This is a genomic window from Paraburkholderia sp. J11-2 (assembly GCF_905220185.1).
GTDB lineage: Bacteria > Pseudomonadota > Gammaproteobacteria > Burkholderiales > Burkholderiaceae > Paraburkholderia.
In genome coordinates this window covers 156148-168113 of sequence record NZ_CAJMYY010000012.1, presented here as the reverse complement: position 1 = coordinate 168113, position 11966 = coordinate 156148, and the positions used below count along the sequence as shown (strand labels likewise).

Below are 11966 nucleotides of genomic sequence, written 5' to 3'. Positions count from 1 at the left end.
AGGTGATCCTGCCCGATATGAAGGAGTCCGAAGATGAATGAGAGGTCATCGATTCAGGAGGGCCAGAGTCAGGCTCGCGTCGAAGCCGCGGCGTGCACGCGTATCGTGCCTGTCGTGCTGGCGGGAGGTTCCGGAACGCGTTTGTGGCCGATGTCGCGCGAACATTTCCCTAAGCAGCTAATTGGTGTGGTGGGCAGCGATACGCTGCTGCAGGCAACCGTGCATCGGTTAGACGGCTTTTCATCGGAGTGGCAGGTCGCGAGCGCGCCAATCGTCGTATGTGGTGAAGAACACCGCTTCGTGATCGCCGAGCAGTTGCATGCGTGCGGTATCGACGCGCGGCTCGTGGTCGAGCCCGCGCGGCGCGACACGGCGCCGGCGCTCACGCTCGGCGCAGCGCTTGCGTGCGCGAACGGTGACGACGCGATTCTCATCGTCATGCCTTCGGACCATGCGATTGCCGATACGGATGCGCTGCAGAGCGCGCTCGAATGCGCCGCGCGCCACGCGCAGCGCGGCGCGATCGTGACGCTCGGCGTGCCGCCGCGCTCGCCCGAAACGGGGTTTGGTTACATCCGTGTGGGCGACGCGATTGCCGACGGCGCGCACCGTATCGACGGCTTCGTCGAAAAGCCCGCGCCGGAACTCGCCACGCAATACATCGCACAGGGCGGCTACTGGTGGAACAGCGGTATCTTCGTGATGCGCGCGAGCGTCTGGCTCGACTCGCTGCGCGCACTGCAGCCCGACATGCATGCAGCGTGCCTTGCTGCATTCGTCGATGGAAAGGAAGACGGCGCCGTGTTCCGTCCGGGCACGGAGGCCTTCAAGGGCGCGCCCGCCGACTCGATCGACTACGCGGTCATGGAGCGGCTATCGGGCAGCAATGGCTGGACGCCCGAGGGCGTGGTGGTCGCGCTCGATGCGGGCTGGTCCGACCTCGGCTCGTGGGACGCCGTGTGGGCCGCAATGGAAAAAGACGAAGACGGCAACGTCGGGCGCGGGCGCGTGGTGTTCGAGGGGGCGGTTGCGACGTACGCGCATTCCGAAGGCAGGCTCGTGGCTTGCGTGGGGACCTCGAACCTCGTGGTGGTCGAGACCGCCGATGCGGTTCTCGTCGCGGACCGCTCGAAAGTGCAGGACGTGAAGGGGCTCGTTGCGCGCATCAAGGCCGAGCATGCGCCCGAAGCGGATTCGCATCGCAAGGTGCAACGTCCGTGGGGCTTCTACGATTCGATCGATTCCGGCGAGCGCTTTCAGGTCAAGCGCATCGTCGTCACGCCTGGCGCGCGGCTCTCGCTGCAACTGCATCACCATCGCGCCGAGCACTGGACGGTCGTGCGCGGCACCGCGCTCGTCACGCGTGGTGAGGAATCCTTTCTTATGACGGAGAACGAGTCCACGTACATTCCGCTCGGCGTGCGTCACCGGCTGGAGAATCCGGGCAAGGTGCCACTCGAAATCATCGAGGTGCAGTCGGGCGCGTATCTGGGAGAGGACGACATCGTCCGTTTCGACGATACGTATGGCCGCTGCGGTTGAGGGCAGCAGCACGGCCTGCAGGGAGAAAAAAGGAGAAAGCATGCGCGAGCTGCAAAATCTGATGGCGAGAGTGCTCGACGTATCTGCCGTGATGATCGGCGCGAGCGTAGCTTCGGAGATCCGCTTCGACGATGTGGTGCCGCGCGGCGTGAACGAAGCCTTCGTGCTGCTCGCCGCCGCGTTCGCGCTCGTGATCTTTCCGGCGTTCGAGCTTTACCAGTCGTGGCGCGGCCGCTCCAAGGCGCTGCTCGCGGGCCAGGTGTCGCTTGCGTGGCTCGTCGTGCAGGGCTGCGCGCTGATCTCGATGTACTCCACGATGCATCATGTCGACGTCGTTTCGCGCCTGTGGTTCGCTTACTGGACCGCGCTTGCAGGCGGCTTGCTCATTACGTGGCGCTTCCTCGCGCACGGCGTGCTTGCGCACATGCGGCGCGCGGGCATGAATCTCCATCAGGTCGCCATTGCGGGGTCCGCTACGCAGTGCGACGAGATCGTGCGGCGCATCGGCGCGGAGCCGGGCTCGGGCTTTCGCGCGAGCGCCCTCTACAACACGACGCCGCAATCGGCGCGGCCCGCCAGCGAGAAAGACACGCCGGTGTGCGACACGATCGAGGCGTTCGCGCAGTACATCCGCGAGCATGACGTGCATGAGTTGTGGCTCGCCCTTTCGCTTGCCGAGGAGCGCACAGTGGTGCGGCTCGTGAGCGAATTTCGCAACGACCTCGTGAATATCCGCTTCATTCCGGACGTGCGCTCGCTGGCGCTATTCGACACCAGTACGGTGATCGAGCTGCTCGGCGTGCCCGCGATCAACCTCGTCGCTTCGCCGCTGCCCGCGAGCGCGCAGTTCAAGAAGGCGGTGTTCGATCGCGTGTTCGCGGCGCTTGCGCTCGTGAGCCTCATGCCGCTACTCATCGGCATCGCCATTGCGGTGAAGTTTTCCTCGCCGGGGCCGGTGCTGTTCAGGCAGCGCCGCAAGGGCGCCGACGGCCGCGTGTTCACGATCTACAAGTACCGCACGATGCGCGAGCACAAGGAAGCGCCCGGCACGGTGAGCCAGGCCACGCGTGACGACCCGCGTGTGACACGTCTCGGCGCGTTCCTGCGCCGCACGAGTCTCGATGAGTTGCCGCAGTTCTACAACGTGCTGCGCGGCGATATGTCGGTGGTCGGTCCCCGCCCGCATGCGCTCGAGCACGACGATCTGTATCAGAGCGTGGTGAAGGGCTATATCCACCGTTATCGCATCAAGCCCGGCATTACCGGCTGGGCGCAGGTCAACGGATTTCGCGGCGAAACCGATCGCCTCGAAAAGATGGAAATGCGTGTAGCGCACGATCTGTATTACCTCGGGCATTGGTCGTTCTGGCTCGACATGCGCATCATCGCGGCCACGGTCGTTCACGGGCTGGTGGGCCGCAACGCGTACTGAGCGCGGCGGCGCATCCGGGCAAGCATCACCAGTCAAGCATCACGAGCAAGCAATACCAGGTTTCGGGAGAAGCAAGATGGCGATGAATTATGACGGCGCTTACTACGGCGCAGCAGCCGCCGACGAGCGATACCTAGGCGACTATCTGCAAACGATGGTGGCGAACTGGCGCGCTATCGCGATCGTGACGCTCGCCGTCACGCTGCTGGGCACGGCCTATGCCTTCCTGGCCACGCCGACCTATCGTGCCGACGTGCTGTTCCACCTCGTCGACAAGGGCGACGCCAGCAAGAAGGACAGCAGCCTGCCGCCGCTCACGGGCATGTTCGACGAGAAGTCGACCGCGAACGGCGTGATCGAAATGCTGAAGTCGCGCAACGTGACCGAGGAAACGGTGCGCAAGCTGCACCTCGACATTTCTGCGCGGCCGCGCGAAATGCCCGTGATTGGCGGCATGCTCTCCAGCATCATGGGCTCGCCCTGGGCGCAGAAGCTGCCCGGCTTCATGCGCCCGGCCGGCTATGCATGGGGTGGCGGCGAGATCAAGGTGTCGCGCTTCGATACGCCCGAAGCGATGTATGAGCGCGATTTCACGCTCGTCGCGGGCGACGAGCCCGGCACGTTCACGCTGCGCGACCCCGACGGCATTCCGCTCCTGGAGGGCCGCGTGGGCGAGGACGTGAGCGCCAATACATCAGTCGGGCCGATCGCGCTGCATGTGGACAGCTTGAGCGGGGAGCCCGGAACGCCTTTCCTGCTCATGCGCGCCTCGACGCTCACCACTGTCGACCGGCTCGAGCGCGCACTCGAAATCCAGGAAGTCGGGCTGCAGTCCGGCGTGATCCGCGCGAGTCTCGAAGGCCACAACAGCAAGATGACGGCCGCGATCCTCAACAACGTGGCGCACGAGTTCATCAAGCAGGACATCGCGAGCCGTTCGGCCGAAGCGGAGCACATGCTCGCGTTCCTCGACGACCAGTTGCCGCAACTGCGCGCGCAGGTGGATACGGCCGAGCAGAAGTACAACAAATTCCGCAACGAGCACGGCACCGTCGATCTCGGCGAAGAAAGCCGGCTGCTGCTCCAGCAGGTGAGCGACAACAAGATTCGTCTCGAAGACCTGCGCCAGCAACGCGCGGAACTCGCGCAGCGTTTCACCGAGCATCACCCGGCCGTTCAGTCGCTCGACGCACAGATCGGCACGCTGCAGGCCGCGCAGTCGCAACTCACGCGCAATGTGGCGCAACTGCCCGATACGGAGCAGTCCGCAGTGCGCCTGTTGCGCGACGTGCATGTGAGCACGGAGCTGTACACGAGCCTCTTGAACAGCGCGCAGCAACTGCGTGTGGCGCGCGCGGGCCAGGTGGGCGACGTGCGCGTGGTCGATTTCGCCGAAGCGCCGGACGATCCCGTGCGTCCGAAGAAGCTGCTCGTGATCGCGCTCGCGATCGGCGCGGGTCTCGTGCTGGGCGTGCTCGTCGCGTTCGTGCGCAAGTCGCTGTACGGCGGCGTGGAGCGCCCGGACGAACTCGAAGCCGCGCTCGGCGTGCCGGTTTTCGCGGTGGTGCCGCGCAGCCCGCAGCAACTGCGGCTGCAGCATCACGTCTCATCGCGCCGGCGCGGTCTGCACGTGCTCGCGCAACAGAACCCGCAGGACGTGGCGGTGGAAGGCGTGCGCAGCCTGCGCACCTCGCTGCAGCTCACGCTCAACGACGCGCGCAACAACATCGTGATGCTCACGGGCTCGCGCCCCGACATCGGCAAATCGTTCCTCTCGGTCAATCTCGCCGCGCTGGTCGCCTCAGTGAACAAGCGCGTGCTGATCGTCGACGGCGACATGCGGCGCGGCGACGTGCACTCGCACTTCGGCATTGTTCACCAGCCGGGCCTCTCCGACGTGCTGCTCGGCGCGGAGCTGGAGCGGGCGATCCAGCGCGAGGTGCTGCCGGGCCTCGACGTGCTCGCCAAGGGCTCGCTGCACTCGCATCCGTCCGAGCTCCTGATGAGTCCGCGTTTCGAGTCGCTGCTGCAGGAGCTGGGCGCGAAGTACGACCTCGTCATCGTCGATACGCCGCCGGTGCTCGCGGTGACCGACTCGACGGTGATCGGACGCTACGCGGGTACGACGCTTCTCGCGATCCGCCATGGCCGCCACCCGATTTCGGAGCTCGAGGAAACGGTCAAGCGCCTGCGCATAGGCGGCGTGAATCTGCGCGGCGTGCTGCTCACCGACGTGCCGAAGACCGGCGCATTCATCGGCGGCGGGTATCGCGGCGGCTACTACGGGTACGAAAGCATTGCAGGGTAGGGCAGCAGGCAGGCAGCAGGACCGCGGCCGGCCGGGGGGCCGCCGCGGCTAGTGGAACCACCGAATCCCATTTCGCTCACGCGAGGAGAGAACGATGGCGATGGCTCGCAAGGTTGCGTTGATCACCGGTATCACCGGTCAGGACGGTTCGTATCTGGCAGAACTGCTGTTGAACAAGGGCTACGAAGTGCACGGTATCAAGCGGCGCTCGTCACTCTTCAACACGGACCGCATCGATCACCTTTATCGGGACGTGCACGACCCGGAACCCGGCATTCAGCTGCATCACGGCGAGCTGACCGATTCCACGGCGCTGCTGCGCGTGATCCAGCGCGTGGCGCCCGACGAAATCTACAACCTCGCCGCGCAAAGCCACGTGGCGGTGTCGTTCGAGGAACCCGAGTACACGGCGAACGCGGACGGCCTCGGCACGCTGCGCATTCTGGAGGCGATCCGCATTCTCGGCCTTACGCAGAAAACGCGCTTTTATCAGGCGTCGACGTCCGAGCTGTACGGGCTCGTGCAGGAAGTGCCCCAGCGCGAAACCACGCCGTTCTATCCGCGCAGTCCCTACGCGGTGGCGAAGCTGTTCGCCTACTGGACCACGGTCAATTACCGCGAGGCGCATGGCATCTACGCGTGCAACGGCATCCTCTTCAATCACGAGTCGCCGCAGCGCGGCGAGACGTTCGTCACGCGCAAGATTACGCGTGCGCTAGCGCGCATCGCGGTCGGCCTGCAGAAAATGCTGTATCTCGGCAACCTCTCCGCCATGCGCGACTGGGGCCATGCGCGCGATTACGTCGACATGCAGTGGCGCATGCTCCAGCAAGAGAAGCCCGAAGATTTCGTGATCGCAACCGGCGTGCAGTACAGCGTGCGTGACTTCGTGCGCGTGGCCGCCGAGGAACTGGGCATCACCGTGCGTTTCGAAGGCAGCGGCGTGGACGAGGTCGGCATTGTCGACCAGGTGCAAGCGCGCGACATGCGCATAGAACCGGGCGACGTGATCGTGCGCGTGGACCCGCGCTACTTCCGCCCGACCGAGGTCGAGACGTTGCTCGGCGACGCCTCGAAGGCCCAGGAGAAGCTGGGCTGGAAACCGGTGACGACGTTCCATGCGCTCGTCAAGGAAATGGTGCGCGCCGACTACCAGGCTGCCCGGCGCGACGCACTCGTCAAGCTGGCCGGATTCAGGGCTCTCGAACATCACGAGTGAACGCATGGACAAGAACTCCCGAATCTTCGTGGCCGGCCACCGGGGCATGGTGGGCTCGGCGCTCGTGCGTGCGTTGCAGGCGAATGGATACTGGAACCTCGTCATGCGCACCCATGCGGAACTGGACCTCACGGATCAGGCTGCGGTCGATCGATTTTTCGAAGGCGAGAGCATCGATGCGGTGCTGCTCGCGGCCGCACGCGTGGGCGGCATCCTCGCGAATTCGACGCGGCCCGCGCAGTTCGCGTGGGACAACCTGGCAATCGAGACCAACGTGATCCGCGCGTCGCACAACGCGGGCGTGGAGCGCCTCGTGTTCTTCGGCTCGTCGTGCATTTATCCGCGCGAATGCCCGCAGCCGATCCGCGAAACCTATCTGCTCACCGCGCCGCTCGAGCCGACCAACGAGGCCTACGCGATCGCGAAGATCGCCGGCCTGAAGCTTTGCGAAGCGTACAACCGCCAGTACGGTACGCATTTCGTCTCGCTCATGCCGACCAACCTGTACGGCCCCAACGACAACTACGACCTCGGCAGCAGTCATGTGCTGCCCGCGCTGCTGCGCAAGGCGCATGAGGCGCGCACGAACGGCCAGCGCACGCTGACTGTCTGGGGGTCGGGCAAGCCACGCCGCGAATTCCTGCACGTCGATGATCTCGCCGATGCGACGATCTTCGTGCTGGAGCACGAGACCGGCGACGGCGTCTACAACGTCGGCGTGGGCGAGGACCTGTCGATCCACGATCTCGCGCAGCGCGTGTGCGACGTGGTGGGCTTCGACGGCGAACTGGTATTCGATTCGACCAAGCCCGACGGCACGCCGCGCAAGCTGCTCGATGTGTCGCGCCTGGGCGATCTGGGCTGGCACGCGCACATTGGCCTCGAGGAGGGGCTCGCCCGCACCTACGACGACTTTCTTCAAGCCTATGCCGCACCGGCGTACGAGGCAGGCATGCGGGCTTGATGCGGCCTCACAGGGCCGACGGCTTGCAAACAATCGGCTCGATGGACGAGGGGGAAAGGCGTTTGTTTGGTGGTGGGCGTCGTGCGCGGACCGGATGCACGGCGCCCGCTTTTTTTCGCTCGGCGCGCGAGTCGAAGGAAAGCGGTAGACCAGCAGCTCAAAAAGCAGTTCAGGGACGGAAACAACGCAATGAGAATTCTGATCTACGGACTGAATTACGCGCCCGAAGTGACAGGCGTCGGCAAATACAGCGCCGAAATGGCGGAGCTGCTCGCGGCGCACGGCCATGAAGTGCGCGTGATCTGCGCGCCGCCCTATTACCCGCAATGGCGCGTGCACGACGGCTATCGCGCGGGGCGCTACGCACGCGAAACCTTGCGCGGCGTGAGCGTGTGGCGCGCGCCGCTGTGGGTGCCTTCGCAGCAGGGCGGCCTCAAACGCATCGTGCATCTGGCGAGCTTCGCGCTTTCCTCGCTGCCGCTCCTCGCGCGGCTCGCGGCGTGGCGGCCGGAGGCGGTCATGATGATCGTGCCTACGCTCTTTTGTGCGCCCGGCGCACTGATGCTCGCGCGCGCCGTTGGGGCGGGCAGCTGGCTGCATATTCAGGACTTCGAAGTCGATGCAGCATTCGATCTGGGGCTGCTCAAGGGCGGCCAGGGCTCACGTCTCGGGCGCGCGGCGCTCGCCTGCGAGCGCTGGCTGTTGCGGCGCTTCGACGCCGTCTCGTCGATTTCGCCGCGCATGGTCGAGCGCGTCATCGACAAGGGCGTGGACTCCTCGCGCGCCGTGTGCCTGCCGAACTGGGTCGATACCCAGGCGATCTTCCCGCTGCCGTATCCGAGCGCGTTCCGGCAGCGCCTTGGCATCCCGCAGGACAACACCGTCGTGCTGTACTCGGGGAACATGGGGGCGAAGCAGGGCATCGAAATTCTCGCGGACGTCGCAACGGCGCTCGCCGCGCGCACGGATATCAGCTTCGTGTTCTGCGGCGACGGCGCGGCCAGGCGAGACCTGATCGCGCGTTGCGAGCCGCTTTCGAACTGTCACGTGCTGCCGCTGCAGCCTGCGTCGATGCTCAATGAACTGCTGAACGTGGCCGATATCCACGTGCTGCCGCAGCGCAACGACGCCGCCGACCTTGTCATGCCCTCGAAGCTCACCGGCATGTTCGCGAGCGGGCGTGCGGTGATCGCCATGGCGCGGCCCGGCACGAGTCTCTTCGACGTGGTCTCGGATCACGGGATTGTCGTGCCGCCCGAAGACGGCGAGGCGCTGGCGGCCGCGATCGTCGAACTGGCCGGGAACCCGGCGCGGCGCGCCGCGCTCGGCCATGCCGCACGGCGCTACGCGAAGCGCATGCTGTCGCCGCAAGCGATCTTCGACGTGCTCGAAGCGAGGCTTGCCGGGCTCGCAGGTGTGGCTGGCGAGCCGGCGAGTCAGACGCGAGTGGAGCCGCAGTCGGCGGCAAGTGGCGCTGCTTCGACGCATCGAGGCGCGGATCAATCTGGCGACGAACCCGCTCATCAAGCAGGCAAAGGCGGATCGACGTTGCCCGAGGTCGAGCAGTCCGATGTCTGATCGACGGCGGCCTTGGGCCGCTAGCAGAGCTTACCAGGGCGACTTGTAGAGCTCGGAGTTGGCCTGGTCCGGCGACCCGTACGGGTTGCTGTATGGATTGCCATAGACCTGGGCGGTCGGCGAGGTTTCGCGGGCGCCGTAGTCGTATCCGGCGCTCGACCGATGGCTACCGGCAGGGTTGCCTGCCGAGCTTCTCACCACCGCGTTGCCGGCGCGAGACCGGCCGTTCGATCCGATCCTGCTGCTCGCGCCACCTCGGCCGTTTCTGCCGCCCGAGGCGCTCGCTTCGCTTGCCGCGTAATCCCCAGGCGTGACGACGTGCATGTGCTTTTCGTTCGTGAGCGCGTCTTGCGCGTCGTCTGGCGAAGCGCCGTTGCTGCCGTACGGGGTCACGCTGTACGGGTTGTCCGAAGTGCCCGGGCCGCCGAGCAGGCGTTGCTCGTCGAGTTTCTGGCGCTGCACGGCGTTGGTGAGGGTGTCGCCCTGGCTGCTCTGGTATTTCGCATTGGCGGACGAGCCGCCGGATGGGGCGTTTTGCGCGAACACCGCGCACGGCCATGCGGCGCACGCGGCTTGCAGCGCAGCGGCGAGCACGTAGGGCGCAAACTGATGTCGATTCAGGCTGGACATGGCATGGATCCCGCGCGCCGCGAATCATGCGGCGTCAAGCCTTCATGTTGCCCACGCAGCGTCGCCCCGCTGCGCCAAAACCCCTGCCGTGTCGGCCACGCGCGGGAGGCGATGCGCAGGCCGCCGGATAATGAAATCGCGGCTCGACGCCGCCCGTTGTCCCGTTGCCGGTTTTCGGCACGGGCTCGCGACGAGCCGGGAAGCACGCAAGCCACATAGAACCGACCCGGGTGGGCAAGGAGCGTTCATGACGGAAGCGGTCGAAGGTTTAGGAACCCTCAAAGGGAACGTCGGCGCGGCCGGCCGCAGGGATGGCGCTGGCGAGGCACCGTCTGCAGGCGTCGCGCCGCCGCAAGCCGCCGCGCAGTCTGCAAGCGCGGAAATCCGCGTGATCGATTTGAGCCGCGCGGGCAAGGGCAACTTCGTTGCGCGCCGCGGCAAGCTCGTGCAGGCCGCCTGGTATCTGGTCGAGACCTGCGTGCTCGACAACCGTCTGCTGCCGCTCTCCGCGCTGCGCGTGAGCTTGCTGCGCCTGTTCGGCGCGAAGGTCGGCGCGGGATGCCGCCTCGTGCACCCCATGCGCGTGAAGGCGCCGTGGAATCTGGAGATGGGCGAGAACTGCTGGATCGGCGTGGACGTGTGGATCTACAACCAGGCGCCCATCCGCATCGGCTCGAACGTCTGCATTTCGCAGGGCGCGTTTCTCAGCGCCGGCTCGCACGACATGCGCACGAACATGGACCTGCACGTCGCGCCGATCGTGATCGAGGACGGCGCGTGGGTCTCGTCGAAATGCGTGGTGCAAATGGGCGTGACGATCGGGCGCTCGGCGGTCGTCACGCCGCTTTCGGTCGTGCATCGCTCGCTGGAAGCCGGCGGCGTGTATGGCGGCAATCCGTGCCGCTTTATTCGCTGGCGTTTTGAGCAGAGCCAGCCGCCCAAGGCATGAGGCGGCGCTCAAGCCGCGGTATGAGCAGGCCAGCAGGCCTGCTCATACGCACACGAACTCCACCCGCTAGTAACCGCCGTAACCCACCGCCCGGCCCGCAGCGGCTGCCTGCGTACTCGGCAGGATCAGGTTGATGACGCGGCTCCACTTCACGAGCGCCGAGGCATCGACGAACACCACGTCGTTCGGCTTCAGGTCGAACTCGTCGGCCGTGGCCATGGCTTCCGGCGTCGACGCGTCGAGGTGGTAGACCGTGCGGTGTCCTTCCTTCTGCCCGCGCACCACGTACACCTGCGAGGCGTCGCCCGATCCCTGGCTGATGCCGCCCGCGTTGCCTAGCGCGTCGTTCAGCGAGAGATGGCCGTTATCGAACGGAAGCGGCCCCGGGTGCCCGACTTCGCCGAGCACGAACACGCGGCTTTCGTTCGCCGAATACACGCGCACGAGGTCGCCGTTTTGCAGCAGGATTTTGTCCGGGTTCACGCCTTCCTTGATCATGTCGGGAATGTTCACCATGATCGTCTTGTCGCCGCGCGTCACGCTAACCCGCGAGCGGTCGCCCGCCGCCGTGAAGCCGCCCGCGCGGTTGATCGCCTCGGGCAGCGACATCGTCATGTCGTTGAGCACCATGAGGCCGGGCGTGCGCACTTCGCCGTCCACATACACACGCCGGCTGCGGTACGACTCGATGCGCAGCGTCACCTGTGGCTTGTTCAGGTAGTAGGCCAGCTTGCTCGCCACGAGATTGCGCGCCTCCATCTCGGTGAGCCCCGCTACGTGGATCGGCCCCACGTAGGCCACCTGGATCGCGCCAGTCGAGTCCACGGTATAGCCCGACTGCACCTGGCTCGCGCTCTGGTCCTGCGACCCGTTACCGCCGCCACCGCCGCCCGTCGGCAAGTTCATCTCGGGGTGATCCCACACGACAATGCTCAGCACGTCGCCGGGCCCGAGCGTGTAGGGCTTGGGCGTGCCGAACAGCGACGAGACGTTGGTCGGGACCGCCGTCGGTCGCTCTGCCGCCTGTTTCGCGACCAACGCGTTGTTGATTTCGACGAGCGCACCCGGCGGCGGTTGATCCCCGTTGCCGCCCGAGCGCGCGGAGTCGGTGGCGGCTTTCGCCTGCGTGACGCTCGACGGCGCCGTCATGCCAGGCGAGAGCGCGCAGCCCGAAATCATGGCTGCGGCCGCCACGATGGCCGCCACCGCCGACAGGACCGCCCGTGCGCGGCCCGCCGATAACTTGCGCAAACTGCGCGCGGGCTGCGTCGCGGTTGCGGCAGTGGCTGCAGTTGCATGCACGGCTTCGCCGCCAGAACAATCAGGTGTGCTGTTTAACATAGT

9 protein-coding genes are annotated in these 11966 nt (G+C 66.0%); 7 read left to right on the top strand and 2 right to left on the bottom strand.

Annotated features, from left to right (window positions below):
- Positions 1-33: 33 nt before the first annotated feature.
- The 6 genes from U5A57_RS18570 to U5A57_RS18545 all read left to right on the top strand — a co-directional run bounded on the left by U5A57_RS18570 (position 34) and on the right by U5A57_RS18545 (position 9043).
- The gene (locus U5A57_RS18570; protein ID WP_321913135.1) at positions 34-1542 is read left to right on the top strand and encodes a mannose-1-phosphate guanylyltransferase/mannose-6-phosphate isomerase; all 1509 of its coding nucleotides are present in this window, start codon (positions 34-36) and stop codon (positions 1540-1542) included.
- Positions 1543-1582: 40 nt separating this feature from the next.
- Positions 1583-2974, top strand: coding sequence for an undecaprenyl-phosphate glucose phosphotransferase (locus U5A57_RS18565; RefSeq protein WP_321913134.1), 1392 nt, complete (start codon positions 1583-1585; stop codon positions 2972-2974).
- 76 nt (positions 2975-3050) lie between these two features.
- The gene (locus tag U5A57_RS18560) at positions 3051-5282 is read left to right on the top strand and encodes a polysaccharide biosynthesis tyrosine autokinase (RefSeq protein WP_321913133.1); all 2232 of its coding nucleotides are present in this window, start codon (positions 3051-3053) and stop codon (positions 5280-5282) included.
- A gap of 100 nt (positions 5283-5382) precedes the next feature.
- Positions 5383-6501, top strand: coding sequence for a GDP-mannose 4,6-dehydratase (gene gmd, locus U5A57_RS18555; protein ID WP_321913197.1), 1119 nt, complete (start codon positions 5383-5385; stop codon positions 6499-6501).
- Positions 6502-6505: 4 nt separating this feature from the next.
- Positions 6506-7465 (top strand): GDP-L-fucose synthase, encoded by a 960-nt coding sequence (locus tag U5A57_RS18550; RefSeq protein WP_321913132.1) that lies wholly within the window; start codon positions 6506-6508, stop codon positions 7463-7465.
- Between the two features lie 189 nt (positions 7466-7654).
- Positions 7655-9043 (top strand): glycosyltransferase WbuB, encoded by a 1389-nt coding sequence (locus U5A57_RS18545; RefSeq protein ID WP_321913131.1) that lies wholly within the window; start codon positions 7655-7657, stop codon positions 9041-9043.
- A gap of 30 nt (positions 9044-9073) precedes the next feature.
- Here the strand turns inward: U5A57_RS18545 and U5A57_RS18540 are convergent, their stop codons facing one another.
- Entirely contained in the window at positions 9074-9673 is a 600-nt protein-coding gene (locus U5A57_RS18540) for a hypothetical protein (protein ID WP_321913130.1), read from the bottom strand.
- Positions 9674-9920: 247 nt separating this feature from the next.
- On the opposite strand from U5A57_RS18540, the gene U5A57_RS18535 reads away from it, so the two are divergent.
- Complete coding sequence (locus U5A57_RS18535; RefSeq protein WP_321913129.1) at positions 9921-10622, top strand: putative colanic acid biosynthesis acetyltransferase; 702 nt, start codon at positions 9921-9923, stop codon at positions 10620-10622.
- Positions 10623-10688: 66 nt separating this feature from the next.
- Here U5A57_RS18535 and U5A57_RS18530 read toward each other — a convergent pair whose 3' ends face one another.
- The gene (locus U5A57_RS18530; RefSeq protein ID WP_321913128.1) at positions 10689-11924 is read right to left on the bottom strand and encodes a polysaccharide biosynthesis/export family protein; all 1236 of its coding nucleotides are present in this window, start codon (positions 11922-11924) and stop codon (positions 10689-10691) included.
- Positions 11925-11966 lie beyond the last annotated feature (42 nt).